General features: G+C 68.1%; 23 protein-coding genes. 17 read left to right on the top strand and 6 right to left on the bottom strand.

The features are described 5' to 3' along the window. Window positions 1-50: 50 nt before the first annotated feature. The 4 genes from RBT54_RS08005 (at window position 51) to RBT54_RS07990 (ending at window position 5,509) form a co-directional block, all read left to right on the top strand. Window positions 51-926 (top strand): phosphoribulokinase, encoded by an 876-nt coding sequence (locus RBT54_RS08005; RefSeq protein ID WP_320365924.1) that lies wholly within the window; start codon window positions 51-53, stop codon window positions 924-926. 127 nt (window positions 927-1,053) lie between these two features. After that, window positions 1,054-3,081 (top strand): transketolase, encoded by a 2,028-nt coding sequence (gene tkt / locus RBT54_RS08000; RefSeq protein ID WP_320365922.1) that lies wholly within the window; start codon window positions 1,054-1,056, stop codon window positions 3,079-3,081. Between the two features lie 136 nt (window positions 3,082-3,217). Beyond that, entirely contained in the window at window positions 3,218-4,246 is a 1,029-nt protein-coding gene (gap, locus tag RBT54_RS07995; protein WP_320365920.1) for a type I glyceraldehyde-3-phosphate dehydrogenase, read from the top strand. Window positions 4,247-4,324: 78 nt separating this feature from the next. Continuing rightward, window positions 4,325-5,509, top strand: coding sequence for a phosphoglycerate kinase (locus RBT54_RS07990; RefSeq protein ID WP_320365917.1), 1,185 nt, complete (start codon window positions 4,325-4,327; stop codon window positions 5,507-5,509). Between the two features lie 57 nt (window positions 5,510-5,566). Here RBT54_RS07990 and RBT54_RS07985 read toward each other — a convergent pair whose 3' ends face one another. Continuing rightward, entirely contained in the window at window positions 5,567-6,817 is a 1,251-nt protein-coding gene (locus RBT54_RS07985) for an OmpA family protein (RefSeq protein ID WP_320365915.1), read from the bottom strand. Then, window positions 6,814-7,716 carry a toll/interleukin-1 receptor domain-containing protein gene (locus tag RBT54_RS07980; protein ID WP_320365913.1) on the bottom strand — a complete coding sequence of 301 codons (903 nt, stop codon included), beginning with the start codon at window positions 7,714-7,716 and terminating at the stop codon, window positions 6,814-6,816. Before RBT54_RS07980 ends, RBT54_RS07985 begins: the two co-directional genes overlap by 4 nt. 214 nt (window positions 7,717-7,930) lie before the next feature. Here RBT54_RS07980 and pyk point away from each other — a divergent pair, with 214 nt between their 5' ends. Next, the gene (pyk, locus tag RBT54_RS07975; protein ID WP_320365911.1) at window positions 7,931-9,385 is read left to right on the top strand and encodes a pyruvate kinase; all 1,455 of its coding nucleotides are present in this window, start codon (window positions 7,931-7,933) and stop codon (window positions 9,383-9,385) included. 138 nt (window positions 9,386-9,523) lie between these two features. After that, entirely contained in the window at window positions 9,524-10,588 is a 1,065-nt protein-coding gene (fba, locus tag RBT54_RS07970) for a class II fructose-bisphosphate aldolase (RefSeq protein ID WP_320365908.1), read from the top strand. A gap of 80 nt (window positions 10,589-10,668) precedes the next feature. On the opposite strand, the gene RBT54_RS07965 is transcribed toward fba (RBT54_RS07970), so the two are convergent. Continuing rightward, window positions 10,669-11,589: a LysR substrate-binding domain-containing protein gene (locus RBT54_RS07965; RefSeq protein WP_320365906.1), complete on the bottom strand. Its 921-nt coding sequence runs from the start codon at window positions 11,587-11,589 to the stop codon at window positions 10,669-10,671. A gap of 121 nt (window positions 11,590-11,710) precedes the next feature. On the opposite strand from RBT54_RS07965, the gene RBT54_RS07960 reads away from it, so the two are divergent. From RBT54_RS07960 to RBT54_RS07920, 9 genes are all read left to right on the top strand, one after another. After that, window positions 11,711-13,177 carry a form I ribulose bisphosphate carboxylase large subunit gene (locus tag RBT54_RS07960; RefSeq protein WP_320365904.1) on the top strand — a complete coding sequence of 489 codons (1,467 nt, stop codon included), beginning with the start codon at window positions 11,711-11,713 and terminating at the stop codon, window positions 13,175-13,177. Between the two features lie 26 nt (window positions 13,178-13,203). Then, window positions 13,204-13,629 carry a ribulose bisphosphate carboxylase small subunit gene (locus RBT54_RS07955; RefSeq protein ID WP_320365902.1) on the top strand — a complete coding sequence of 142 codons (426 nt, stop codon included), beginning with the start codon at window positions 13,204-13,206 and terminating at the stop codon, window positions 13,627-13,629. 89 nt (window positions 13,630-13,718) lie between these two features. After that, complete coding sequence (cbbX, locus tag RBT54_RS07950) at window positions 13,719-14,639, top strand: CbbX protein (protein WP_320365901.1); 921 nt, start codon at window positions 13,719-13,721, stop codon at window positions 14,637-14,639. Window positions 14,640-14,718: 79 nt separating this feature from the next. Next, entirely contained in the window at window positions 14,719-15,807 is a 1,089-nt protein-coding gene (locus RBT54_RS07945; protein WP_320365900.1) for a class 1 fructose-bisphosphatase, read from the top strand. 23 nt (window positions 15,808-15,830) lie between these two features. After that, on the top strand, window positions 15,831-16,712 hold the full coding sequence (locus tag RBT54_RS07940) for a phosphoribulokinase (RefSeq protein WP_320365899.1): 882 nt from the start codon (window positions 15,831-15,833) through the stop codon (window positions 16,710-16,712). Between the two features lie 25 nt (window positions 16,713-16,737). Beyond that, window positions 16,738-18,777 (top strand): transketolase, encoded by a 2,040-nt coding sequence (tkt, locus tag RBT54_RS07935; RefSeq protein WP_320365898.1) that lies wholly within the window; start codon window positions 16,738-16,740, stop codon window positions 18,775-18,777. Between the two features lie 32 nt (window positions 18,778-18,809). Then, window positions 18,810-20,048 carry a phosphoglycerate kinase gene (locus RBT54_RS07930; protein WP_320365897.1) on the top strand — a complete coding sequence of 413 codons (1,239 nt, stop codon included), beginning with the start codon at window positions 18,810-18,812 and terminating at the stop codon, window positions 20,046-20,048. Between the two features lie 141 nt (window positions 20,049-20,189). Then, window positions 20,190-21,239 (top strand): class II fructose-bisphosphate aldolase, encoded by a 1,050-nt coding sequence (fba, locus tag RBT54_RS07925; protein ID WP_320365896.1) that lies wholly within the window; start codon window positions 20,190-20,192, stop codon window positions 21,237-21,239. Between the two features lie 295 nt (window positions 21,240-21,534). After that, window positions 21,535-22,836 carry a DUF3422 domain-containing protein gene (locus tag RBT54_RS07920; RefSeq protein WP_320365895.1) on the top strand — a complete coding sequence of 434 codons (1,302 nt, stop codon included), beginning with the start codon at window positions 21,535-21,537 and terminating at the stop codon, window positions 22,834-22,836. Window positions 22,837-22,927: 91 nt separating this feature from the next. Here the strand turns inward: RBT54_RS07920 and RBT54_RS07915 are convergent, their stop codons facing one another. Then, a complete protein-coding gene (locus RBT54_RS07915; protein ID WP_320365894.1) occupies window positions 22,928-23,983 on the bottom strand; it encodes an Acg family FMN-binding oxidoreductase in 1,056 nt (351 codons plus the stop codon). 202 nt (window positions 23,984-24,185) lie between these two features. On the opposite strand from RBT54_RS07915, the gene RBT54_RS07910 reads away from it, so the two are divergent. Beyond that, on the top strand, window positions 24,186-24,872 hold the full coding sequence (locus tag RBT54_RS07910; RefSeq protein WP_320365892.1) for a protocatechuate 3,4-dioxygenase: 687 nt from the start codon (window positions 24,186-24,188) through the stop codon (window positions 24,870-24,872). A gap of 89 nt (window positions 24,873-24,961) precedes the next feature. Further along, the gene (def, locus tag RBT54_RS07905; RefSeq protein WP_320365890.1) at window positions 24,962-25,486 is read left to right on the top strand and encodes a peptide deformylase; all 525 of its coding nucleotides are present in this window, start codon (window positions 24,962-24,964) and stop codon (window positions 25,484-25,486) included. A gap of 25 nt (window positions 25,487-25,511) precedes the next feature. Here def and RBT54_RS07900 read toward each other — a convergent pair whose 3' ends face one another. Both RBT54_RS07900 and RBT54_RS07895 read right to left on the bottom strand, forming a co-directional pair. Beyond that, window positions 25,512-25,775, bottom strand: coding sequence for a Txe/YoeB family addiction module toxin (locus RBT54_RS07900; RefSeq protein WP_320365888.1), 264 nt, complete (start codon window positions 25,773-25,775; stop codon window positions 25,512-25,514). Continuing rightward, window positions 25,772-26,014: a type II toxin-antitoxin system Phd/YefM family antitoxin gene (locus RBT54_RS07895; protein ID WP_320365886.1), complete on the bottom strand. Its 243-nt coding sequence runs from the start codon at window positions 26,012-26,014 to the stop codon at window positions 25,772-25,774. Before RBT54_RS07895 ends, RBT54_RS07900 begins: the two co-directional genes overlap by 4 nt. Between the last annotated feature and the right edge of the window lie 213 nt (window positions 26,015-26,227).

The following is a 26,227-nucleotide window of genomic DNA, read 5'->3' as shown; positions in this document are numbered from 1 at the left end:
GGCGGCGCACAATAAGCGAGATCTCATATAGGCAAGCGGCGGAGCACACCATGTCCATGAAGCACCCGATCATCGCAGTCACCGGCTCGTCCGGCGCGGGCACGACGACGGTCAAGCACACCTTCGAAGCGATCTTCCACCGCGAGAACGTCAACGCCGCCATCGTCGAGGGCGACAGCTTTCACCGTTTCACCCGCGCCGAGATGAAGGTCCTGATCGAGGACGCGGAGCGCGAAGGCAAGCGCGGCATCAGCCACTTCGGCCCCGAGGCCAACCTGCTGCCCGAGCTCGAGAGCCTGTTCCGCGCCTACGGCGAAGCCGCGACCGGGCGCCGCCGTTTCTACATCCACAACGAAGCCGAGGCGATGCGCTGGAACCTGCCGATGGGCACCTTCACCGAGTGGGAAGACCTGCCGGTGGGTACCGACTGCCTGTTCTACGAAGGCCTGCATGGCGCACTCGTGACCGAGGACGTCGACGTGGCCCGCCACGTAAATTTGCTGATCGGCGTGGTGCCGACAATCAACCTCGAATGGATCCAGAAGCTGCATCGCGACACCAAGCTGCGCGGCTACACCGCCGAGGCGGTGCAGGACACCATCCTGCGTCGCATGCACGACTACGTGCATTACATCGTCCCGCAGTTCGCGGGCACCCACATCAACTTCCAGCGCGTGCCGGTGGTCGACACCTCCAACCCATTCATCGCACGCGACGTGCCGACGCAGGACGAATCCATGGTGGTGATCCGCTTCAAGGACCCGCGCGGCGTCGACTTCCCCTACCTGCTGCGCATGATCCACGACGCCTTCATGAGCCGCGCGAACACCATCGTGATCCCTGGCGGCAAGCTCGATCTGGCAATGCAGTTGATCCTCACGCCGCTGATCTGGAAGCTGATGGAACGCAGGCGACAGTGGGTGTAGGAGCGCGCACGCCGCACGCTCGCAGTGGCCAGCGCACGACGTAAGTGCACCGCAACATTGCCAATCACCCTGCCTTTTAAGGGATAATTGCGGCCTTTCTAATGTTGGCCTCCGGCCCGAGAACAGCATGCAGTCGACCCGCAACGTCAAGCCCCCGGTCTTCAACCCCATCACCGGCGCAATCCGCGCCCTTGCGATGGACGCCGTGCAGCAGGCCAACTCCGGCCACCCGGGCGCGCCGATGGGCATGGCCGAGATCGCCGAGGTGCTGTGGCGTCACCACCTGCGCCACAACCCTGCCAACCCGAAGTGGGCCAACCGCGACCGCTTCGTGCTTTCCAACGGCCACGGCTCGATGCTGATCTACGCGCTGCTGCACCTGACCGGCTACGATCTGCCGATCGAGGAGCTCAAGCGCTTCCGCCAGCTGCACAGCAAGACCCCCGGGCACCCCGAGTACGGCTACGCCCCCGGCATCGAGACCACCACCGGCCCGCTCGGCCAGGGCATCACCAACGCCGTGGGCATGGCGCTGGCCGAGAAGATCCTTGCCGCCGAGTTCAACCGCCCAGGCCATGAAGTCGTCGATCACAACACCTATGTGTTCCTCGGTGACGGCTGCCTGATGGAAGGCATCTCGCACGAATCCTGCTCGCTCGCCGGCACCTGGGGGCTGGGCAAACTGATCGCCTTCTACGACGACAACAACATCTCGATCGACGGCCACGTCGACGGCTGGTTCACCGACGACACCCCCAAGCGTTTCGAAGCCTATGGCTGGCAGGTGATCCGCGACGTGCAGGGCCACGACCCGGTCGAGATCGAGACCGCCATCCAGCAGGCCAAGGCCAACACCGCCCAGCCCACGCTGATCTGCTGCAAGACCATCATCGGCGCCGGCGCGCCCAACAAGCAGGACAGCCACGACGTGCACGGCGCCCCGCTCGGCACTGCCGAGATCGAGGCCGCGCGCGCCTTCATCGGCTGGAGCCACCCGCCCTTCCACGTCCCGGCCGACGTCTATGCCGCCTGGGATGCGCGCACCAGGGGCGCCTCGCTCGAGGCGCAGTGGAACGCCGGCTTCGCTGCCTACCGCACGACCCACCCCGAGCTCGCCGCCGAGTTCGAGCGTCGCATGGCCGGCGACCTGCCCGCCGACTGGGACGCCCACGCCGCCGCGGTGCTCGCCAAGGTCGTCGATAAGGCCGAGACCATCGCCACCCGCAAGGCCAGCCAGAACAGCATCGAAGCCTACGCGCCCAAGCTGCCCGAACTCCTCGGCGGCTCGGCCGACCTCGCCGGCTCCAACCTCACGCTGTGGTCGGGCGCCAAGGGCGTCAGCAAGACCAGCGGCGGCAACTACGTGTATTACGGCGTGCGCGAATTCGGCATGGCGGCCATCGCCAACGGTGTCGCGCTGCACGGCGGCCTCATCCCCTACACCGCCACCTTCCTGATGTTCAGCGAGTACGCGCGCAACGCCCTGCGCATGGCCGCGCTGATGAAGATCCGCCAGATCTTCGTGTTCACGCACGACTCGATCGGCCTCGGCGAAGACGGCCCCACCCACCAGCCGGTGGAACAGACCGCGACCCTGCGCCTGATCCCCAACATGGACGTGTGGCGCCCCTGCGACACCACCGAATCGGCCGTGGCGTGGGCGAATGCGATCGAGCGTAAGGATGGTCCGACCAGCATGTGCTTCTCGCGCCAGAACCTGCCCTTCCAGGCGCGGACGGCAGAACAGGTCGCCGCGATCCGCAGGGGCGGCTACGTGCTGTCGGAAGCCCCATCCAAGGTGAATGGAGGCAAGCCGCAGGCGGTCATCCTCGCCACCGGCTCCGAGGTCGCGCTCGCCATGGCCGCGCAGCAGACCCTGGCCGAACAAGGCGTGGCCGTGCGCGTGGTGTCCATGCCCTCGACCAACGTCTTCGACCGCCAGGACGCCGCGTACAAGGCGAGCGTGCTGCCCGCGGGCCTGCCGCGCGTCGCGGTCGAGGCCGGCACGACCGACGGCTGGTACAAGTACGTCGGGCTGGAAGGCCGCGTGATCGGCATCGACCGCTTCGGCGAGTCGGCACCGGCGGGCGAGCTGTTCAAGTATTTCGGCATCACCGCGGATGCGGTGGTGCAGGCCGTGAAGTCGGTGCTCTGACCACGACCTGGCGCGGGAGCGGCTCCGGAAGCGGACCGCTCCCGCTGTACATCAGGGCTCGGTTCGACACGGGCCGGCAGGGCAACAGCAAACACAAGCACCCGGTTTTCCACCACTATTCCAAGGAGAAGCATCGATGAGCATCAAGGTCGCCATCAACGGTTTCGGTCGTATCGGTCGCTGCACGCTGCGCGCCATCTACGAGCAGGGCCTGCAGAATGAGTTCGAAGTGGTCGCCATCAACGCCTCCGGCGATCTGACCACCAACGCCCACCTGCTCAGGTACGACACCACCCACGGCCGCTTCGCCACCTCGGTCGAGACCGAGGGCGAGAACGTCATCATCATCGACGGCAAGAAGATCCCCTTCTACTCCACCAAGGACCCACTGGGCGTCGACTGGGGCAGCCACGGCGTGGACGTGCTGCTCGAATGCACCGGCGCCTACACGACCAAGGCCAAGGCCCAGGTCCTGCTCGACCAGGGCGCCAAACGCGTACTGATCTCCGCCCCGGGCGGCGACGACGTGGACACCACCATCGTCATGGGCGTCAACGAAGGCGTGCTGAAGGCCGGCATGACCGTCGTCTCCAACGCCTCGTGCACCACCAACTGCCTGGCGCCGGTCGCCAAGGTCCTGGCCGATAGCGTCGGCATCAAGCAGGGCCTGATGACCACCATCCACGCCTACACCAACGACCAGGTCACAGTGGACGTGCGCCACAAGGACCTGCGCCGCGCCCGTGCCGCTGCGGCGAACATCATCCCGACCAAGACCGGCGCCGCCAAGGCCGTCGGCCTGGTGCTGCCGCAGCTCGTGGGCAAGGTCGATGGCTTTGCGCTGCGCGTGCCTGTCATCAACGTCTCGCTGGTCGACCTCACCTTCACCGCCGAGCGCGCCACCACCAAGGAAGAGATCAACGAACTGATGACCGCCGCGGCCAAGGGCCCGTTGAAGGGCATCCTCGCGGTCAACACCGAGCCGCTGGTGTCCTCCGACTTCAACCACACCACCGTGTCCTCCACCTTCGACGCCACCCAGACCCGCGTCATCAAGGGCGAGGACGGCTCGGTGCTGGTCAAGGTGCTGGCGTGGTACGACAACGAGTGGGGCTACTCCTGCCGCATGCTCGACGCCGCCCGCGCGTTCTGCAACGCCAAGTAAGCGCCGACCAAGCCGACCGCCAGTCAAGAACCCACGACGCCCTGCCCCGCAGGGCGTTTTCACGAGACCGAACAGACCATGCAAGTCAAGAAACTCGCCGAACTCGACGTCAGCGGCAAGAAAGTCTTCATCCGCGCCGACCTCAACGTGCCTCAGGACGACGCCGGTAACATCACCGAGGACACCCGCATCCGCGCCTCGATCCCCTCGATCCAGTACTGCCTGGACAAGGGCGCTGCGGTCATGATCACCTCGCACCTGGGACGGCCCACCGAGGGCACGGTCGGCCCCGACGACACCCTGGCGCCGGTCGCGGTGCGCCTCGGCCAGCTCCTGCACAAGCCGGTGCGCCTGATCCAGGACTGGGTCGACGGCGGCTTCGAGGTGAAGGCCGGAGAAGTGGTGCTGCTGGAGAACTGCCGCTGCAACAAGGGCGAAAAGAAGAACAACGAAGAGCTGTCGAGAAAGATGGCGGCGCTGTGCGACGTCTACGTCAATGACGCCTTCGGCACCGCCCACCGCGCCGAAGCCACCACCCACGGCATCGCCCGCTTCGCCCCGGTCGCCTGTGCCGGCATGCTGATGGGCGCCGAGATCGACGCCCTGTCCCAGGCCACCGAGAGCCCGACGCGTCCGCTGGTTGCCATCGTCGGCGGCGCCAAGGTGTCGACCAAGCTCACCATCCTCAAGACCCTGGCCAACAAGGTCGACCAGCTCATCGTCGGCGGCGGTATCGCCAACACCTTCCTGCTCGCTGCTGGCAAGCGCATCGGCGAGTCGCTCGCCGAGCCCGAGATGGTGCGCGAGGCGCAGCAGGTCATGGACATCATGAAGGCGCGCGGCGCCGAAGTGCCGCTCCCGGTTGACGTGGTGGTGGCCGACGAGGTCTCCGCGCTCGCCCGTGCCAACCGCATCTCGGTGGACGAGGTCGGCCCGCACGACCGCATCCTGGACTTCGGCCCGAAGAGCTCGGCCAAGCTCGCGGACATCATCGCCCACGCCGGGACCATCGTCTGGAACGGCCCGGTCGGCGTGTTCGAGTACCCGCAGTTCGCCGGCGGCACCAAGATGATGGCCTCGGCCATCGCCCACTCCGAAGCCTTCTCGATCGCCGGCGGCGGCGACACCCTGGCCGCCATCGCAAAGTTCGACATCGCCCAGGACGTCGGCTACATCTCCACCGGCGGGGGCGCCTTCCTCGAGTTCCTCGAAGGCAAGACCCTGCCGGCGATCGCGGCGCTGGAAGAGCGCTACGAGGGCTGACCCGCGGCCCCACGTCCGCTGTCGGCCACCTTCGGGTGGCCGCTTTCATTTCCAAGCTCAACCGGCGGCGCAGTTGACCACGCGGAACTCCACGCGACGATCCATCGCATCGCTGGCGTCGTCGCGCCCGGTGCCCACCATGGTCTCGCGCGAGCCATAGCCGACCGCGATCGTGCGTGTCGCCAGCTTCGCCTCGTTCGCAAGCAGCGACCGGCGCACGGCTTCGGCACGCAGCAGCGACAGCCGCTCGTTCAGCGGCTCGGGCCCCGTGCGGCTGGCGTGTCCCGCCACTTCGAGACAGGCTTCGCCTTGTGCCGCGCTGCGCGCAATCTGGCCGAGCCACATCGGATAAGCGCCCGACAGCCTGCGCTCGGGGACGAAACCCGTGCTGCCCGGGCGGAACAGGAACTTCACCGCCAGGCGCTGCTGCTCGAGCCCGAAATCGACCAGCCGGCCAAAAGCCCGGTTCGCCGCATCCACGTGCCCCAGTCGAGTGTTGGTGAGATAGAGCCCGTTGAGCACGCGCAGTTGTCGGCCCGCCGGCGTTTCCTCGGCAGCCTCGTAGCGCTCGAGCGCATCCCTGTACCGCCCCGCGTTGTAGGCGTCGACCGCCTGACTGATGAGGCTTGCGGTGAGGATGCCGTCAAGATATGCGGGCTGGATCGGATCGCCCGCCTTGGTGCCCTGGCAGGTGCGGATGTAGCCGTCGACACGCGGGTCGCGCGCCCAGGCGGGACTGTCGCGAAAGGCCGGCAGCGGGGTGCTGTCCACGCCTTCGAGCTGCGAACGTGCCAAGCCCTTGCTGACGATCTTGCCAGTCCCCAGGTCGGCCAGCGCAAGGCAGAAGCGATAAGCGGCCCGGCTGCCTTCGGTGCGTCCCGCCGCGCTCACCGGGGTGAAGGTGCCGACCAGCACCCAGGGCGCACGGCGCAGGCTGGCGGCATCGAAGGGCAGGATCTCGAAGCGGGGGTAACGGCTGCGCGCCAGTTCGGCAATGCGCTCGCCGATCGCCTTCGTGGCGACGGTCTGCTCACCGGCCATGCCGTCGACCAGCGGGTCGATGACCACGGCAACGCGATCGGCTCCGGCAGGCAGAGCGGCGCGGGTGAACACGTCGTTGGCCGCAGCCAGCACCGCTTCGTCGAATGCCAGGATCGGCGGGGACGCGGGTGCCGCAGCGGGCGCTGGCGTCGATGCCGCAGGAGCAGGCGCAGGTGCTGATCCGTCGAGCAGCGCCGACATCTGCGTGCAGCCGCCGATGAAGAGCATGGTCGCCACGGCGAGGATCTGAATGGCCTTGTGCTTCATCGCGTGCACTCCCTGCGTTCGCTGTCGGATACGGGTTCGCCGAGCTGCATGCGCTCGAGCACCGCGGTACAGCGTGCCGACAGCGTCGAACTGCTCAATCGCGTCTGCGCCTTCGGCGCGATGCGCGGTGCCGGCGGTGGCTTGGACACCGTCGCCTGCTGTACATCAACGTTCGGCGCTACGGGCGAATCCGCGCCAGGGACGGTGATCACCCGAGCTTCGATCTCACGCTGCACAGGGCCTGCTTCCGGCGCAAGGGGCGGCGCCGGAATCGGGGAGCCACCCGGCACAAGCGGATCACTTCGAGGAGCAGACTCGACCACGGTCGAGACCGGCAACGGATCGGGCGTCGGCGCCGGGCTCCCCCACCGCCACATGCCCGCCACCGCCAGCACTGACGCAGCCATGACGGCAGCGACACCCCACGCATACCGCCGCACTCCGCGCCGCGGCGGCTCGGCCGGCGGCAATGGCGTACTGGACTGGACCGGCCCGCCCTGAGGTGGCGGACCCGCCAGCGTGGAAATCGCCCTCGTCAGGGCCACGAACTCCGCCGCCTCGGGGTCCCCCTCCCAGTCGCTGAGGTCACAGGCTTGCACGCTGCGAAACCCCATCGGCGGCCGGACCTGCTCGATCAGCACCGGTACCAGGCGCGCACGCGCCAACCCCTCCTCCGCCTCCTCGTGCACCCAGCGGCTCGCGAGCGCGCTTGCCGACCACAGCACGACCATGCACCGCGTGCCTTCGATCGCGCGTTCGATCGTCTCGCGCCAAGTGCTGCCGGGTGCGATCTCGCGATCCCACCACACCGTCCAGCCCAAGGCTTCGAGCGCGCTCGAAACCGCACCAGCGCGTGCGCGATCTTCTTCGGCATAGCTGAGAAAGACATCTGCCTGCATCGCGCCTCCCGCAAGGGGACGGGGACCATGATTGTGTTGTGGCAGACGCCTTTGGGCCTGTCAATGCGATCAAGAACCGATTCGATCAACAATCGAATTCGCGTGCCCTCAGCATGACTGCGTTGCGCGGACGATCTTCAGGTTTTCGCCAAACCCGGCCACGGTAGAATCCGCAGGCACCACGCGCCAGGCAAAACATCGAACCGGAGACCGCATGTCCCGCCACACCAAGATCGTCGCCACCCTCGGCCCCGCCTCGTCCGACCTCCACACCCTCGAACGCATGGTGCAGGCTGGCCTGGACGTCGTACGCATGAACTTCTCCCACGGCAAGGCGGAAGAACATGTTGCGCGTGCCAATGCCATCCGCGATGCATCCGCACTTGCCGGGCGCCCGGTCGGCATCCTCGCCGACCTGCAGGGCCCGAAGATCCGCATCGGCAAGTTCGAGAACGGCCGCATCACCCTGACCCGCGATGCGCCCTTCGTGCTCGACGCGCGCTGCGAGCTGGGCAACATCCAGCGCGTCGGCCTCGACTACAAGGACCTGCCGAAAGACGTCAAGGTCGGCGACGTGCTGCTGCTCGACGACGGCCGCGTGAAGCTGACCGTGCAGCGCGTGCTCGGCCACGAGATCCACACCGTCGTGAAGGTGGGCGGCGAGCTGTCGAACAACAAGGGCATCAACCGCCAGGGCGGCGGCCTGACCGCGCCGGCGCTCACCGCCAAGGACATGGACGACATCCGCACCGCGGCGCAGATCGGCGTGGACTTCGTCGCCGTGTCCTTCCCCAAGACCGCGGCCGACATGTACATGGCACGCCAGTTGCTGCGCGCGGCAGGCAGTTCGGCGCTGCTGATCGCCAAGATCGAGCGCACCGAGGCAGTCGCCAACCTCGACGAGATCCTCGACGCCTCGGACGGCATCATGGTGGCGCGCGGCGACCTCGCGGTGGAAGTCGGCGACGCTGCGGTGCCCGCGCTGCAGAAGAAGATGATCCGCGCCGCGCGCGACCGCAACAAGCTCACCATCACCGCCACCCAGATGATGGAGTCGATGATCACCAGCCCGGTGCCGACCCGCGCCGAGGTCTCGGACGTGGCCAACGCGGTGCTCGACGGCACCGACGCGGTGATGCTGTCGGCGGAGACCGCCTCCGGGCAGTTCCCGGTGGAGGTCATCGAGGCGATGAGCCGCGTCTGCCTCGAGGCCGAGAAATCCGCCGAGGTGAGCCTCGACCGCGAGGTGCTCAACCGCGTGTTCACGCGCATCGACCAGTCGATCGCGATGGCTGCTATCTGGACCGCCTACCACCTCAAGGTGAAGGCGATCGCCTCGCTCACCCAGACCGGCTCGACCGCACTTTGGATGAGCCGGCTCAATGCCGGGGTACCGATCTACGCCCTCACCCCCGAGGTCTCGGCGCGCAACCAGATGACGCTGTACCGCGAGGTCCATCCGCTGCTGATGAGCCAGACCCACCAGGACCGCGACGTGCTGCTGTGGGAGGCCGAGCAGGTGCTGCTGGAGCAGGGCGTGGTCGACTACGGCGACCTGATCGTGCTCACCATCGGCGAGCCGATCGGCGCCGCGGGCGGTACCAACACGCTCAAGATCGTGCGCGTCGGCGAGCACCACATGCCGGGCACGCTCGACGACCCGGTCTGACGCTCACGATCAGGCTCCGCGCACGCGTCGCTCACACGCCGGCCGTGCCCGGAAGCCGCATTCGTCGCGACACAGGCTAAAATATCATTTTACGATCGCCCGCCGCCCACGCGGGCTGCCCTCTTCCGGAGAGACTCCATGCCCCTCGTTTCCATGCGCCAGCTGCTCGACCACGCCGCCGAACACAGCTACGGCCTGCCCGCCTTCAACGTGAACAACCTCGAGCAGGTCCAGGCCATCATGGAAGCGGCTGCCGAATGCGACAGCCCGGTGATCATGCAGGCCTCGGCCGGCGCGCGTAAGTACGCGGGCGAGGCCTTCCTGCGCCACCTCATCGAGGCCGCCGTCGAGTCCTACCCGAACATCCCCATCGTCATGCACCAGGACCACGGCCAGAGCCCGGCGATCTGCATGGGCGCGATCCGCTCCGGTTTTTCCAGCGTGATGATGGACGGTTCGCTGCTGGAAGACGGCAAGACACCCTCCTCCTACGAATACAACGTCGCCGTCACCCGTGAGGTGGTGAAGTTCTCGCACGCGATCGGCGTCAGCGTGGAAGGCGAGCTCGGCTGCCTCGGCTCGCTCGAGACCGGCCAGGCCGGCGAGGAAGACGGCGTTGGCGCGGAGGGTACGCTCGACCACAGCCAGATGCTCACCGACCCCGACCAGGCCGCCGACTTCGTCAAGCACACCGACTGCGACGCGCTCGCCATCGCCATCGGCACCAGCCACGGCGCCTACAAGTTCAGCCGCAAGCCCACCGGCGACATCCTCGCCATCGAGCGCATCAAGGCCATCCACGCCCGCATCCCCAACACCCACCTGGTGATGCACGGCTCGTCGTCGGTGCCGCAGGAGCTGCTCGAGATCATCCGCCAGTACGGCGGCGACATGAAGGAGACCTACGGCGTGCCGGTCGAGGAGATCGTGCAGGGCATCAGGTACGGCGTGCGCAAGATCAACATCGACACCGACATCCGCCTGGCGATGACCGGCGCGGTGCGCAAGTTCCTGGTCGAGAACCCCTCCAAGTTCGACCCGCGCGAGTTCAACAAGCCCGCCCGCGAAGCCGCCAAGCTGGTGTGCAAGGCGCGTTTCGAAGCCTTCGGCTGCGCCGGCATGGCCTCGAAGATCAAGTCGGTCTCGCTCGAGAAGATGGCAGCGCGCTACAAGGCGGGCGAGCTGACGCAGATCGTGCGCTGAGTTTCACCGCCTCCGAAGCACCTGAAAACGCGCCCTCGTGGCGCGTTTTTCATTTTGGGCGCTGCCCGGCTGCAAGACCTTCAGCGCTCCATCGCCCGCATCCGCGCCGCCCCTTCGGTCTGCAGGAATTCCAGCAGCGCATCGAGCGCCGGCGTCATCGGCCGGTCGGTGCGCGACACCACGTTCCACTCCCGGATCACCGGCGTATCGGCCACGTCCAGGCGCACCAGGCGCCCGCTTTCCACCTCCATCGCAAAGGTGTGGTGTGACAGGAAGGCGATGCCCATGCCGGCCATCACCGCCTGCTTCAAGGTCTCGTTGCTGCCGAGCTCGTCCGCCGCCAGCGGCTTGACGCCGTGCGCGCGCAGGAAGCGCTCGAGGTTGTCGCGCGTGCCCGAGCCCTGCTCGCGCAGCAGCAGGCGCTCGTCGGTGAGCGCCGCGGGCGGGATGCGCTTGCGCCCCGCCAGGCGGTGATCCGGGCGCGCGACGAAGGACAGCCGGTGCGGCGCGAAGGGGATGCGGCGCAGGTCCAGCCCGCGCGGCGGCTGGCCCATGATGGCGACGTCGCAGCGCTGCTCCTGCAGCAGGGTGCGCACGCGCTCGCGGTTCTCCACCGTCAGCCGGAAGGTGATGTCCGGGTGACGGCGGCCGAATTCGGCCAGCAGGTGCGGCACGAAATATTCGGCGGTGGTGATCGCCACCACATCCAGCGTGCCCGCCGCCACGCCCATGCGCGCCTTCAGCTCGACCTCGGCCATCTCCAGGCTTTGCAGCGCCTGGCGCGCCGCCCGCACCAGGATTTCGCCCGCCGGCGTGAGGTGGATCTCGCGCCGGCCATCGACCAGCACCTGGCCGACGATGGCCTCCGCGTCGCGGATCTGCATCGAGATCGCGGGCTGGGTCAGGTGCAGCAGGCGCGCGGCCTGCGTGAAGCTGGCGCTGTCGGCCACCGCCACCAGGGCACGGAGCTGCTTGAAGGTCAGGCGTTGCGCGAGCTTCATCAGAAAACCTTATCTCAAAAGGCCATAAAACGTCATTTGAGCTTATTGAAGCGCCGAACTATTGTCCAGTCACCACTGCTTGACACACCACTCGCAGCATACAAAAGGAAGGAGACACGACATGGGCGCCGCAGACACCCCGCAGCAGATCCTCGATCCCAAGAAGCGCTACCAGGCTGGCGTGCTCAAGTACGCGCAGATGGGCTACTGGGACGCCGACTACGAGCCGAAGGACACCGACGTGCTCGCCGTCTTCCGCATCACCCCGCAGGAAGGCGTCGACCCGATCGAGGCCGCCGCCGCGGTCGCCGGCGAATCCTCCACCGCCACCTGGACCGTGGTGTGGACCGACCGCCTCACCGCCTGCGACAAGTACCGCGCCAAGGCCTACCGCATCGACCCGGTGCCGGGCCAGGAAGGCCAGTACTTCTGCTGGGTCGCCTACGACCTCGACCTGTTCGAGGAAGGCTCGATCGCCAACCTCACCGCGTCGATCATCGGCAACGTCTTCAGCTTCAAGCCGCTCAAGGCCGCGCGCCTCGAGGACATGCGCCTGCCGGTGGCCTACGTGAAGACCTTCCGCGGCCCGCCGACCGGCATCGTCGTCGAGCGCGAGCGCCTCGAGAAATACGGCCGCCCGCTGCTCGGCGCGACGATGAAACCCAAGCTGGGACTCTCGGGCAAGAACTACGGCCGTGTGGTCTATGAAGCCCTGCGCGGCGGTCTGGACTTCACCAAGGATGACGAGAACATCAACTCGCAGCCCTTCATGCACTGGCGCGACCGCTTCCTGTACTGCATGGAAGGCGTCAACCAGGCCGCGGCGCAGACCGGCGAATCCAAGGGCCACTACCTCAACATCACCGCCGGCACCATGGAGGAGATGTACAAGCGCGCCGAGTTCGCCCGCGAGCTCGGTTCGTGCATCGTCATGATCGACCTCGTCATCGGCTGGACCGCGATCCAGTCGATCAGCAACTGGTGCCGCGACAACGACATGATCCTGCACATGCACCGCGCGGGCCACGGCACCTACACCCGGCAGAAGAACCACGGCGTGAGCTTCCGCGTGATCGCCAAGTGGCTGCGCCTGGCCGGCGTCGATCACCTGCACGCGGGCACCGCGGTGGGCAAGCTCGAAGGCGACCCGATGACGGTGCAGGGCTTCTACAACGTCTGCCGCGACACCTACACCAAACAGGATCTGCCGCGCGGCCTGTTCTTCGACCAGGACTGGGCGAGCATCAAGCGCGTGATGCCGGTGGCCTCGGGCGGCATCCACGCCGGCCAGATGCACCAGCTGCTCGACCTGTTCGGCGACGAATGCGTGCTGCAGTTCGGCGGCGGCACCATCGGCCACCCGATGGGCATCCAGGCCGGCGCCACCGCCAACCGCGTCGCGCTCGAATCGATGGTGCTCGCCCGCAACGAAGGCCGCGACATCCTCAACGAAGGCCCGCAGATCCTCGCCGACGCCGCCAAGTGGTGCCAGCCGCTGCGCGCCGCGCTCGATACCTGGGGCGACATCACCTTCAACTACACCAGCACCGACACGTCCGACTTCGTGCCGACCGCCAGCGTGGCCTGAGCCATCGCGCCAGAGGAGACACCATCATGCGCATCACCCAAGGCTGCTTTTCCTTCCTGCCCGACCTCACCGACACCCAGGTCGCGGCGCAGATCAACTACTGCCTCGAGCAGAACTGGGCGGTCGCCCTCGAGTTCACCGACGACCCGCACCCGCGCAACACCTACTGGAACATGTGGGGCCTGCCGATGTTCGACCTGCGCGACCCGGCCGGCGTGATGGGCGAGCTCAAGGCCTGCCGCGAGGCCAACCCCGAGAACTACATCCGCATCAACGCCTTCGACTCGACCAAGGGCTGGGAGACGGTGCGCATGTCATTCATCGTCCAGCGCCCCACCGTCGAGCCCGGCTTCCGCCTCATCCGCCAGGAAACGCAGGGCCGCAACCTGCGCTACACGATGGAGAGCTACGCCGTCGGCCGCAACCCGGAAGGCGCGCGCTACGCGAGCTGAGCGCCTGACGGCGCCCTTGTCGGTGGGAGCGGGCTTGCCCGCTCCCAGAAACCCGCTCCCACGCCCCCACCCAGTCAGGAGACGAGACCATGAACGCCCCCGAGAAGGCCCCCAAGCAGCCCCCCGAGCAGGCTCCCGCCAGCATCGACCTCGGCGCCGAGTTCCGCGACGCCGGCATCGGCGAGGTGCTCGAGTCGCTCGAGCGCGACCTCGTCGGCCTCGCCCCGGTGAAGCGTCGCGTGCGTGAGATCGCCGCCCTGCTGCTCGTCGACCGCGTGCGCCAGCGCCTGGGGCTCGCCACCGAGCACCCCTCGCTGCACATGAGCTTCACCGGCAACCCCGGCACCGGCAAGACCACGGTGGCGATGCGCATGGCCGAGATCCTGCATCGGCTGGGCTACTGCCGCCGCGGCCACGTGGTGGCGGTGACGCGCGACGACCTCGTCGGCCAGTACATCGGCCACACCGCGCCCAAGACCAAGGAAGTGCTCAAGCGCGCGATGGGCGGCGTGCTCTTCATCGACGAGGCCTACTACCTCTACCGGCCCGAGAACGAAAAGGACTACGGCCAGGAGGCGATCGAGATCCTGCTGCAGGTGATGGAGAACCAGCGCGACGACCTGGTGGTGATCCTCGCCGGCTACGCCGACCGCATGGAGCGCTTCTTCGAATCCAACCCCGGCATGAAGTCGCGCGTCGCCCACCACGTCGACTTCCCCGACTACAGCAACGATGAGCTCGGCGAGATCGCCCAGCGCATGCTCACCGGCTGGAACTACCGCTTCGACGAGGCCGCGCGCCGCGCCTTCGACGAATACGTCGTGCTGCGCCGGCGCCAGTCGCACTTCGCCAACGCACGCAGCGTGCGCAATGCGCTCGACCGCATGCGCCTGCGCCAGGCCCTGCGCCTGTTCGAATCCGGCGCGATCGTCGATGCCGAGGCCTTGACCACCATCACCGAATCCGACGTGCGCGCCAGCCGCCACTTCCAGCAGGCCGAAGCCGACTGAGCGCCACAGACGCGCCGCAACCATAACGACAACGCACCACAACGGGCGCCAGTCCGGCACCACCCGGAGGAGACACACCATGTTCAGCCTCGACCGCAGCACGCTCACCGAATACCTGATCGAACACCGCCGCCGCAACCCGGAGGCCACCGGCGAGCTCAACGCCCTCATCCTGCAGGTCGCCCAGGCCTGCAAGGCGATCTCGCGCGCAGTGGCCCACGGCGCCCTCGCCGACGTGCTCGGCAGCCGCGACAGCACCAACGTGCAGGGCGAGGAGCAGAAGAAGCTCGACGTGCTCGCCGACGAGATCTTCCTGCGCGCCACGCACTGGGGCGGCGAACTCGCCGGCATGGTCTCGGAAGAGAACGAGGCCCCGATCCCGCTGCCCGCCAGCGACCAGCGCGGCAAGTACCTGCTCGCGTTCGATCCGCTCGATGGCTCCAGCAACATCGACGTCAACGTGGCGGTCGGCTCCATCTTCTCCGTGCTGCGCGCGCCGCGCCCGGGCGAGGACGCCGCAGCCGAGGAATTCCTGCAGCCCGGCAGCCAGCAGGTTGCCGCCGGCTACGCGATCTACGGCCCATCGACGATGCTGATGCTGTCGGTCGGCAACGGCGTCGCGGGCTTCACCCTGGACCCGATCATCGGCGAGTTCTACCTCACCCACCCCGACATCCGCGTGCCCGAAACCACGCGCGAGTTCGCCATCAACGCCTCCAACTCGCGCTTCTGGGAACAGCCGGTACGGCGCTACGTGGACGAATGCCTGGCGGGGCGTACCGGCCCACGCGGCGCCGACTTCAACATGCGCTGGATCGCCTCGCTGGTGGCCGAGACCCATCGCATCCTGATGCGCGGCGGCGTCTTCCTCTACCCGCGCGACCGCAAGGACCCGGCCAAGCCCGGGCGGCTGCGCCTGCTCTACGAATGCAACCCGATCGGCTTCCTGATCGAGCAGGCGGGCGGACGCGCCAGCACCGGCGTGCGCCCGGTGCTCGAGGTCCAGCCCGAGGGCCTGCACCAGCGCATCGGCTTCGTGTTCGGCTCGAAGGAAGAGGTCGAGCGCGTCGAGCGTTACCACAACGAGCCGCTCATTGGCGGCGAACAGGACGAGCTGCCGCTGTTCCACGCCCGCTCGCTGTTCCGCGACACCGAATTCGCTCAGTAGCCACAAGAAAAGGGGGAGACACCATGTCCGAACGCCATCCGATCGTCGCCATCACCGGCTCGTCCGGTGCCGGCACCAGCACCGTGCAGCGCACCTTCGAGGAGATCTTCCGCCGCGAGAGCGTGACCGCCGCGGTCATCGAAGGCGACAGCTTCCATGCCTACGACCGCAAGACCATGCGTGAAAAGCTCGCCGCCTGCGACGTCGACGGCAACTGCCAGTTGAGCCACTTCGGCCCCGAGGCCAACCTGTTCGGCGAAATCGAGAACCTGTTTCGCAGCTATGCCGAGTCCGGGACCGGCAAACGGCGCAAATACCTGCACAGCGTCGAAGAAGCCGAGCCGTACAAGCAGGAGCCCGGCACCTTCACCCCATGGGAGGAGGTCCCGACCGGCACCGACCTGATGTTCTACGAAGGCCTGCACGGCGCCGTGCAGCACGAGAACATCGACGTGGCGCGCTTCGTCGATCTGCTGATCGGCGTGGTGCCGGTGATCAACCTGGAGTGGATCCAGAAGCTGAACCGCGACAAGAGCATGCGCGGCTACTCCACCGAGGCCGTCACCGACACCATCCTGCGTCGCATGCACGACTACGTGCATTACATCTGCCCGCAGTTCGCACGCACCCATGTGAACTTCCAGCGCGTGCCGATGGTGGACACCTCCAACCCCTTCATCGCGCGCGCCATCCCCACTGCAGACGAGTCGATGGTGGTGATCCGCTTCGCCAACCCGAAGGGCATCGACTTTCCCTACCTGCTCAACATGATCAACGACAGCTTCATGAGCCGCGCCAACACCATCGTGGTGCCGGGCGGAAAGATGGAACTGGCGATGCAGCTGATTTTCACCCCCTTCATCTGGCGCCTGATGGACCGCCGCCGCAAGGCGCTGGCGCAGTGACGCCCACCGCACCGGAGACACCTCGATGAACATGCGACTCACCCAGGCGCCGATCGACACCCTGTGCGCCAACGCGCTGCGCTTTCTCGCCATCGACGCCGTCGAAGCCGCCAGGTCCGGCCACCCCGGCATGCCGATGGGCATGGCCGAGATCGCCGTCACCTTGTGGACGCGGCACCTGAAGCACGATCCGGCGGACCCCGCCTGGGCCGACCGTGACCGCTTCGTGCTCTCCAACGGCCACGGCTCGATGCTGCTCTACGCCCTGCTCCACCTCAGCGGCTACGACCTGCCGGTGGAGGAGCTCAAGCGCTTCCGCCAGCTCGACAGCCGCACCCCCGGCCACCCCGAAGTCGGCCACACGCCCGGGGTGGAGACCACCACCGGCCCGCTCGGCCAGGGCCTCACCAACGCCGTGGGCATGGCGCTCGCCGAGAAGCTGCTCGCCGCCGAGTTCAACCGCCCCGGCCACGCCATCGTCGATCACCGCACCTGGGTCTTCCTCGGCGACGGCTGCCTGATGGAAGGCATCAGCCACGAGGCCGCGAGCTTCGCCGGTGTGCAGCGGCTGTCGAAACTCATCTGCTTCTGGGACGACAACCGCATCTCGATCGACGGCGAAGTCGAAGGCTGGTTCGCCGACGACACCCCGGCACGCTTTCGCGCCTATGGCTGGAACGTGGTCGAGGCGGTCAATGGCCACGACGTCGAGGCCGTCGACCGCGCGATCCGCGAGGCGCTCGCCAACACCGAGAACGACATCGGCCCCACCCTGATCTGCTGCCGTACCAACATCGGCCATGGCAGCCCGGGCCGCGCCGGCACGGCCGATGTGCACGGCGCGCCGCTCGGCGCCGAAGAGAGCGCCGCCACCCGCAGCGCGCTCGGCTGGGCGCACGGCCCCTTCGAGATCCCGGACGAGGTGCGCCAGGCCTTCGACGCCCGCCCCCGCGGCGCGTCCCGGCATGCCGACTGGCAGGCGCGCTTCGACGCCTACGCCGCCGCGTTTCCCGACGAGGCGGAAGCGTTCGCCCGCCGCATGGCGGGCAAGCTGCCGGTGGGCTTCAACATCCTGTCCAACGCCATCCTGCGCGGGGTCGCCAAGGAAGCCGCAACCGTCGCCACCCGCAAGGCCAGCCAGCAGGCCATCGGCCGCCTGGCGCGCGCGCTGCCCGAGCTGCTCGGTGGCTCGGCCGACCTCACCCACTCCAACCTCACCGACTGGCCAGGCTGCGGCGCGGTGCGCGCGGATGAGCCCGGGCGCCACATCAACTGGGGCGTACGCGAGTTCGGCATGGCCGCGGCCTTGAACGGCATCGCCCTGCACGGCGGCTTCATCCCCTTCGGCGCCACCTTTCTGGTGTTCTCCGACTACGCCCGCAACGCCATCCGCATGAGCGCGCTGATGAAGCAGCGCGTGGTGTACGTGATGACGCACGACTCGATCGGCCTCGGCGAGGACGGCCCCACCCACCAGCCGGTCGAACACATCCCCAGCCTGCGCCTGATCCCGGGGCTGGACGTGTGGCGGCCCTGCGACGCGGTGGAAACGCAAGCTGCCTGGAACGCCGCAGTCACGCGCCGCGATGGTCCCAGCCTGCTCGCACTGTCGCGCCAGAACCTGCCGCATCAACCCAGAGACGAGATGCAGGTCCAGGCCATCCTGCGCGGCGGCTATGTGCTCGCCGATGCGGACACACCCGCGCTCATCATCATCGCCACCGGCTCGGAGGTCGCGCTGGCGATGGCCGCGCGCGAGGCGCTGGCAGCGGATGGCCTTGCCGTGCGTGTGGTGTCCATGCCTTGCACCACGCTGTTCGACCGCCAGACCGATGAATGGCGGCGCAGCGTGCTGTCGCCGGGCGTGCCGCGCCTGGTCGTCGAAGCCGCGCGCAGCGACGGCTGGTGGCGCTATATCGCGAGCGATGGCGGCGCCGGGGGCGAGGTCATCGGCATCGACCGCTTTGGCGAATCCGCTCCCGCCGGGGCCTTGATGAAGCGCTTCGGCTTCACCCCCGAAGCCGTGGTCGAGCGCGCCCGCGCCCTGCTCACGCCCGCGCCATGAACGCATCGCCCCACCCCGAACGGAGCCCTGTCATGAACTTCCTGCGTCTCTCCGAGCTCGATCTCTCCGGCACGCGAGTCTTCATCCGAGCCGACTTCAACGTGCCCTTCAATGCCGACGGCACGCTCTCGGACGACACCCGCATCCGCGCCACGCTGCCGGCGATCTGTCACTGTCTGGAGGCCGGCGCGGCGGTGATGATCACCTCCCACCTCGGCCGCCCCATCGAAGGCGCGCTCACCACGGCCGACTCCCTCGCCCCGGTCGCCGCGGCCCTGTCCGCGCTGCTCGGCCGCCCGGTGCCGCTGATCAGGGACTGGATCAACGGCCAGTTCAGCGTGCAGCCGGGCGAGGTGGTGTTGCTCGAGAACTGCCGCGGCAACGTCGGCGAGAAGGCCGACGACCCGGCGCTGGCCGCACGCATCGCCCGCTTCATCGACGTCTATGTGAACGACGCCTTCGGCACCGCCCACCGCAAGGAATGCACGCTGCACGCGCTGGCGCTCGCCGCGCCGCTGGCCTGCGCCGGGCCGCTGATGACCGCCGAGCTCGACGCGCTGGGTCGTGCACTCGCCCAGCCCGCGCGCCCGCTCGCCGCCATCGTCGCCGGCTCCAAGGTCTCGACCAAGCTCACCATCCTCGACAGCCTCGCCGACAAGGTCGATGTGCTGGTGCTCGGCGGTGGCATCGCCAACACCTTCCTTGCCGCACGCGGCTGCGAGGTCGGCAGCTCGCTGCACGAGCCCGAGCTGCTCGAGGCCGCGCGCCGGGTCGAGCGCCGGCTGGCCGAGCGCGGCGGCGTGGTCTGGCTGCCCGAGGACGTGGTGATCGCCGACCGCTTCGCAGCAGATGCCGCCACCCGCATCTGCGATGCCGAGGCCGTGCCACCGGGCTGGATGATCCTCGACATCGGCCCCAAGAGTCGTGACTCCCTCGCCAGCGTGCTCGCGCGCGCCGGCACCATCGTGTGGAACGGCCCGGTCGGCGTCTTCGAGATGGACGCCTTCGCCGCCGGCACGCGCGCGCTCGCCGAGGCCATCGCCAACAGCCCCGCCTACAGCATCGCCGGCGGCGGCGACACGCTGGCCGCGATCGCGCGCTTCGGCGTGGGCGAACGCATCGACTACATCTCCACCGGCGGCGGCGCCTTCCTGGAATTCCTCGAGGGCCGCGAGTTGCCCGCCATCGCCGCGCTGCGCGCCCGCGCCCGTCCGGCCAGCCGCCGCGTCGAGCCGGTACCACAGTTCGAGCACGAACCCGAGCTCACCTGACCATCCGCACCAGGGTCGCCGTGGGAGCGGGCTTGCCCGCGAACGGTGCCCACAGCATTCGCGGGCAAGCCCGCTCCCCCAAAACCCGCTCGACAAGAATCCGCCCACAAAACCGTCCAGCCATCTTCCCGGAGACTCCTCATGGCCATGATCGCCCTGCGCCAGTTGCTCGACCACGCCGCCGAGCACGACTACGGCGTGCCCGCCTTCAACATCAACAACATGGAACAGATCCAGGCGATCATGCTCGCCGCCGAGGCCACCGCCAGCCCGGTGATCCTGCAGGCTTCGGCCGGTGCGCGCGGCTACGCCGGCGAGGCCTTCCTGAAGAAGATGGTCGAGGCCGCCGTCGAGCAATGGCCCGACATCCCGATCTGCCTGCACCAGGACCACGGCGCCAGCCCGGCGGTGTGCCAGCAGTCGATCCGCAGCGGCTTCACCAGCGTGATGATGGACGGCTCGCTGCGTGAGGACATGAAGACCCCGGCGAGCTACGAATACAACGTGGACGTCACCCGCCGCGTGGTGGAGATGGCGCACGCGGTGGGCGTGTCGGTGGAGGGCGAGCTCGGCTGCCTCGGCTCGCTCGAGACCGGCCAGGCCGGGGAAGAAGACGGCGTCGGCGCCGAAGGCACGCTCGACCACAGCCAGATGCTGACCGACCCCGCGGAGGCCGCCGACTTCGTCGCCGCCACCGGCGTCGATGCCCTGGCGGTGGCGATCGGCACCAGCCACGGCGCCTACAAGTTCTCCCGTCCGCCCACCGGCGACATCCTCGCAATCGAGCGCATCGCCGCGATCCACGCGCGCATCCCCGACACCCACCTGGTGATGCATGGGTCGAGCAGCGTGCCGCAGGAGTGGCTCGCCATCATCCGCGAGCACGGCGGCGAGATCGGCGAGACCTACGGCGTGCCGGTCGAGGCCATCGTGCAGGGCATCAGGAGCGGCGTGCGCAAGGTCAACATCGACACCGACCTGCGCCTGGCGATGAGCGGCGCGATGCGCCGGCTGATGGCTACCGACCGCAAGGAGTTCGACCCGCGCAAGTTCTTCAAGGCCGCCCGCGATGCTGCGCGCGACATCTGCCGCGCGCGCTTCGAGGCCTTCGGCTGCGCCGGGCACGCCAGCCGCATCAAGCCGCTGGCGCTGGACGTGCTCGCGCGTCGCTACGCCGCCGGGCAGCGCTGATCGCCAACGGATCGCGGCTCACCGAGCCCCGTTTCGCGCTCATCGCGTCTGCAGGCCCAGCGCGGCACGCCCTTCATCGGACATCGCTCGCCGCTGCCGCCGCGCACGACCGTCTCTCCTTACTCCCTGCCCTCGGGCATTCAGCCCGCTTCCGTTCCGGAAGCGGGCTTTTTTTGCCTGATCGCCCCAGTCCTCATGATTTCACGCTTGTCAGTGCCTGAAGCCGTGGGCAAGAATGGCCCTCGGCACTTCTGCCCCGCCACGCGCTGAACCGCGCGCCGACCCGCCCGCCATCATGTCCTCCCTGTTCGAACAGCACCCCCTGCGCCAGACCCTCAACGACGAGGTCCATGCCCGCCCGCCGGTTCCACTCGACACGCCGGAGTTCGTCACCTATCTCGCCTTCCTGCACCACGAGGGCAGCGCTAGCCGCGAGTCCTCGCACCTGGCTCAGCTCGCCGAACAGCTCGGCCTGCCGGCACCGATCACCGACACGGGCCATGTGCTGCTCGAGGCCGAGGGCTTCCGGCTCAAGTGGGAGCGCCACAACGAATTCTCGAGCTACTGCTTCTTCCGCCGCATCGAGCCCGAAGACAGCCCGGACGAATACGCGCTGCTGCATGTCCCCGCGGCCTGGCGCAAGGCGATCCCCGGCCAGTTGATCGCCGCCACCCACATCGAGCTGCGCAGCGTTACCGAGGTACCGCTGGAGACCGTGCTGCACCAGCAGTCGCGCTACGGCCAGGCGATGGTGGCCTCCAGCGTCTCCGACGGCGCGGGCTGGGTGATGACCGACTTCCACCTGCATGAGGGCTTCTCGCACTTCCTGCTGCTCGACAACGGCTTCACGCCACGCCAGGCCGGCCGCATCGCCCAGCGCCTGGTCGAGATCGAGACCTACCGGGTGATGGCGCTGCTCGCCTTCCCAGTTGCCAAGGACGTCGGCCGGCTGGTGTCGCGCGCGGAGGACGAACTCGCCGACCTGATGGACGGCATGGGCCAGTCGCGCAGCGCCGAGGACGACCGCGCCGTGCTCGTCCGCCTGTCGCGGCTGGCCGCCGAGGTCGAGCGCTCGGTGGCGCGCACCACCTTCCGCTTCGGCGCCGCCGGCGCCTACTACCGCCTGGTGCGCCAGCGCATCGACGACCTGCGCGAGCAGCGCCTGCCCGGCTTCTCGCCGATCGGCGAGTTCATGGATCGCCGCCTGGTCCCCGCGATCGACACCTGCACCTCGATCGCCCGCCGCCAGGACGACATCTCCGGCCGCATCGCGCGCAACTCGCAACTGCTGCGCACCCGCGTCGACATCGAGATCGAGCGCCAGAACCAGGAACTGCTCGCGCAGATGAACCGCCGCGCCAAGATCCAGCTCCACCTGCAGGAGACGGTGGAAGGGCTGTCGGTGGTGGCGATCACCTACTACGCCTCGCAACTGGTCAATTACATCGCCAAGGGCGCCAAGGACTTCATCGCCCCGGCCACGCCGGAGGTGCTTACCGCGCTGTCGATCCCGGTGATCGCGGGGCTGGTGTTCATGGGGCTGCGGCGGATGCGCAAGCTGTTGAGCAAGGAAGAAGGCGGCGACGCGCACGGTTGACGCCGCGGCTCCTCAAGATGTCGATCGGTCTGGCCCGGCGTCCAGGTCGGCCATCGGCCAAGTGGCGTCGTGCGAGGCAGAGCGCGCTCGATCACAGCAACACGGACTCGAGCGGGCGCCGCAGCGAGCGCGGCATCTCGGGTCCGCGGCCGAAGCGAATGACGAGGTCGGGCCGGCCGCCGGTGATGCCGAGGAAGCGGGCGAAAGCGGGACGCAGCGACACCAGCTCGACCGGCTGATTCAGATGTGCGGTGCGCACGCCCATCGCCGTCGCCTGCAGCGCAAAGCGCTGGAAGCAACGGCCGACTTCGATCCAGTGTGCCTTGTCGTCCACCTCGGACACGAACACGGCAATGCCGGCCGCGCTCCGGACATGCCGCGCGTACTTGTCGTTCTCTGCCTGCTCCGAGAAGACGGCATCGAACATCAGCCGGCCCAACCAGCCCGGGAGGGACGGATTTCCGGACGCGCCCGAGAACAACCCGTCCCCCGAGCGGGCTGCCTCGCCGCCGTTGAACCGGATCCAGTCCATGAGCTCGCGCACGAATGCGGGGTCGCGCATCTGTGCGGTGTTGCCCTCGACGACGAAGCCGAGCACTTCTTCCATGGCCCGCGAATCCGTCAGCAGCAGCACCCGGACGCCCTTGCCGGTGCCCGCCGCCTCGAGCCGCTTCAGCTCGTCGAGCGCAAGCGGCCTGGCATCGAACTCGGTCCGGGTCGACTGGCGGCGCGGAATGGCCTCGAACGAGGGGGTGCGTTCGGCGGCCGCAGGCTCGAGCGCGATGTGCAGGGCCTCATCCGCACCCGGGACAAATTCAGGCTCGGCTCGAAGCCCCATTGCCAGCCCGGCCTGCATGAGGTTTTCGGCGGCGCAGCCGAGGCTGACGAAGAGGTGGTGATCGTCCGGGTCCACCACCGGACACCTGCGCCCATGGTCGGGCAAGATCGACACCCGGCGCTCGCCCAGCCTGAACTTCCAGCACTGGGTGTTGTGACTGGACGGCGCAAGCGTGGCGTAGCGCACGAGCTCGCGCAGCGCTGCAGCGTCGTCGCCGGCGGGCTCGCCATGGCGCCAGATCCGGCGCACCGCGTCCTCATAGTGCGCAACACGCCTCGTGTGCGAGACATAGGCCAGGCCGCCAGCCACGCCCAGGCCTGCGGCGGTCGCTGCGGTGATGAACGCCCTTCTCTTCATGGTCGTGCCCCAGTGCGTGGTGCGGGAAGCCACAGCGACACAACGCGCGTCTGGGCCCTGAACGAAAGGTAGATCATCCGAACCCGCCGCGAAAGGCGGAACCGAACCGCGCCGCGGTGGTCCGCAGAGCATGCACAACACAGGACCTGCCACCATGTCGCCCCACGCCAGACTGCGTCGCCAGCTCGTCCTCGGCAGCAGCGCCCTGCTGCTGGCCACGCCGATCACCGCCGCGCAACGCGCGCTCACGCCCAGTCAGATGCTCGGCCCCTTCTATCCGGTCACGCCGCCGCTGCACAAGGACAACGACCTCACCCAGGTCGAGGGTCGCAGCGGCCGCGCCGCCGGGCAGGTCGCCGACCTGTCGGGCCGCGTGCTCGACATCAATGGCCGGCCGCTGGCCGGGCTGCGTGTGGAGATCTGGCAGTGCGACGCCAACGGCCGCTACCGCCACCCGCGCGACCGCGGCGGCCTCGACGAGGACCCGAACTTCCAGGGCTTCGGCCACACCGTCACCGACGCCGAGGGACGCTATCGCTTCCGCACCATCCGCCCGGTGCCCTACCCGGGGCGCACGCCGCACATCCATGCCGCGGTGTTCCAGGAAGCCGACCGCCCCTTCGTCACCCAGATCTACGTCGCCGGCGAGCCGCTCAACGAGCGCGACGGCCTCTTCATGCGCGTCCCCGAGGCACTGCGCCCGCTGCTGCTCGCCGACTTCGTCGCGGTGGATGACCCGGTCGCCGAACTCGCGGCAGAATTCGACTTCGTGTTGTCGCCGGTGCTGGCCGGGCTGTTCGAGGCCCATCCGGAGGCACATGGGGAGGCACACTCGGCCTGACCCCGATCCTGAAGCCCTCTTGCGGATGACCCTGCAGCCATGAACCCTCAACGCGCGCATCCAGGCCCCGACCGGAGGCCCACCCGTCCATGACCGTCCGCACCGTCCTGCGCATGGGCGATGCGCGCCTGCTGCAGCCCGCCGCCCCGGTCACCGCCTTCGGCACGCCCGAGCTCGCCGCGCTCATCGCCGACATGTTCGACACCATGGCGGCCGAAGGCGGCGTCGGCCTCGCCGCCCCGCAGATCGGCGTCGGCGTGCGCGTCGTGATCTTCGGTTTCGAGCACAGCGAGCGCTACCCGGACGCGCCGCCCGTGCCGATGACCGTCCTCATCAACCCGGTGATCACGCCGCTGGACGACAAAACCGAGGACGGCTGGGAAGGTTGCCTCTCGGTCCCCGGCCTGCGCGGCGTCGTGCCCCGCCACACCCGCATCCGCTACCAGGGCTTCACGCCCGATGGGGAACCGATCGACCGCATCGCCGACGGCTTTCACGCCCGCGTGGTGCAGCACGAATGCGACCACCTCGACGGCATGCTGTACCCGATGCGGGTGCGGGACTTCAGCAGGTTCGGGTTCACGGACGTGCTGTTTCCGGAGCTTGCGGCGTAGGGCGGCGCACAGGAAGCCCGCGCTCCTACTCGTAATGCGACCACATCCTGAGCACGCGAACCACGCGCTCATCTGCGAAGACCTCATAGACCAGGCGGTGCTGGATGTTGATCCGCCGCGAGTAAGGCCCGGCAAGATCACCGACGAGCTTCTCGTAGGGCGGCGGCTTCTGGAAAGGGTCGTTTGCCAGGATCGCCAGCAATTCCTGAGCTTTCGACTTCAGGCCCGCAGCGGCCAGCTTCTTCGCGTCCTTCTGGGCGTGCTTCGAGAACCCGAGCTGCCAACTCACCAGTCAAGCTCCCCGGCACTCTCGCCAAGCGGCTCGGCCATACCCTCCTTGATGGACTCGCGCATCCCCGGAATCGAAAGCAGGTAAAGGGTTTCCTGTATGGCCTGCCAATCCTCCGCGGACAGCAAGACGGCGCTCGTGCGCTTGCCCGCGATGTGGATCGGCTGATGGGACTCCGCGGTTTGATCGATGAGGCGGTAGAGGTTGGCCCGTGCTTCGGAGGCGGTAAGTGTGGTCATGGCTGGTCTCCGTCGAGACGATGAACGTACGACATAGCGTACGCCTCGTCAATGCTGGCGCGCAGGCTTCCTTGGGCCGAGATCCACCGTGACAACTTGGCAAGGATCATCGCTAACAACTTGAGCGCACCAACGAGTTTCCCGGCAACTCGCGAGCAAACGAAAGACCTGGCCCCAAGGGCTTCCCTTCCGCGTTTGGATGTAGCACCGCCG

The sequence above is a fragment of the Thauera sp. genome, assembly GCF_034003485.1.
Lineage (GTDB): Bacteria > Pseudomonadota > Gammaproteobacteria > Burkholderiales > Rhodocyclaceae > Thauera.
The sequence above is the reverse complement of the archived record's forward strand: the minus strand, read 5'-3'. Positions and strand labels throughout refer to the sequence as shown.

Excerpts from the sequence above, each read along its gene's own strand:
- RBT54_RS07930 (WP_320365897.1), top strand. The coding sequence starts at position 18,810 with ATGAACTTCCTGCGTCTCTCCGAGCTCGATCTCTCCGGCACGCGAGTC.
- pyk (WP_320365911.1), top strand. The coding sequence starts at position 7,931 with ATGTCCCGCCACACCAAGATCGTCGCCACCCTCGGCCCCGCCTCGTCC.
- RBT54_RS07945 (WP_320365900.1), top strand. The coding sequence starts at position 14,719 with ATGTTCAGCCTCGACCGCAGCACGCTCACCGAATACCTGATCGAACAC.
- RBT54_RS07955 (WP_320365902.1), top strand. The coding sequence starts at position 13,204 with ATGCGCATCACCCAAGGCTGCTTTTCCTTCCTGCCCGACCTCACCGAC.
- gap (WP_320365920.1), top strand. The coding sequence starts at position 3,218 with ATGAGCATCAAGGTCGCCATCAACGGTTTCGGTCGTATCGGTCGCTGC.
- tkt (WP_320365898.1), top strand. The coding sequence starts at position 16,738 with ATGAACATGCGACTCACCCAGGCGCCGATCGACACCCTGTGCGCCAAC.
- RBT54_RS07940 (WP_320365899.1), top strand. The coding sequence starts at position 15,831 with ATGTCCGAACGCCATCCGATCGTCGCCATCACCGGCTCGTCCGGTGCC.
- RBT54_RS07965 (WP_320365906.1), bottom strand. The coding sequence starts at position 11,589 with ATGAAGCTCGCGCAACGCCTGACCTTCAAGCAGCTCCGTGCCCTGGTG.
- RBT54_RS07895 (WP_320365886.1), bottom strand. The coding sequence starts at position 26,014 with ATGACCACACTTACCGCCTCCGAAGCACGGGCCAACCTCTACCGCCTC.
- RBT54_RS07920 (WP_320365895.1), top strand. The coding sequence starts at position 21,535 with ATGTCCTCCCTGTTCGAACAGCACCCCCTGCGCCAGACCCTCAACGAC.
- RBT54_RS07990 (WP_320365917.1), top strand. The coding sequence starts at position 4,325 with ATGCAAGTCAAGAAACTCGCCGAACTCGACGTCAGCGGCAAGAAAGTC.
- RBT54_RS07980 (WP_320365913.1), bottom strand. The coding sequence starts at position 7,716 with ATGCAGGCAGATGTCTTTCTCAGCTATGCCGAAGAAGATCGCGCACGC.
- fba (WP_320365896.1), top strand. The coding sequence starts at position 20,190 with ATGGCCATGATCGCCCTGCGCCAGTTGCTCGACCACGCCGCCGAGCAC.
- cbbX (WP_320365901.1), top strand. The coding sequence starts at position 13,719 with ATGAACGCCCCCGAGAAGGCCCCCAAGCAGCCCCCCGAGCAGGCTCCC.
- RBT54_RS07960 (WP_320365904.1), top strand. The coding sequence starts at position 11,711 with ATGGGCGCCGCAGACACCCCGCAGCAGATCCTCGATCCCAAGAAGCGC.
- tkt (WP_320365922.1), top strand. The coding sequence starts at position 1,054 with ATGCAGTCGACCCGCAACGTCAAGCCCCCGGTCTTCAACCCCATCACC.
- RBT54_RS08005 (WP_320365924.1), top strand. The coding sequence starts at position 51 with ATGTCCATGAAGCACCCGATCATCGCAGTCACCGGCTCGTCCGGCGCG.
- RBT54_RS07985 (WP_320365915.1), bottom strand. The coding sequence starts at position 6,817 with ATGAAGCACAAGGCCATTCAGATCCTCGCCGTGGCGACCATGCTCTTC.
- RBT54_RS07910 (WP_320365892.1), top strand. The coding sequence starts at position 24,186 with ATGTCGCCCCACGCCAGACTGCGTCGCCAGCTCGTCCTCGGCAGCAGC.
- def (WP_320365890.1), top strand. The coding sequence starts at position 24,962 with ATGACCGTCCGCACCGTCCTGCGCATGGGCGATGCGCGCCTGCTGCAG.
- fba (WP_320365908.1), top strand. The coding sequence starts at position 9,524 with ATGCCCCTCGTTTCCATGCGCCAGCTGCTCGACCACGCCGCCGAACAC.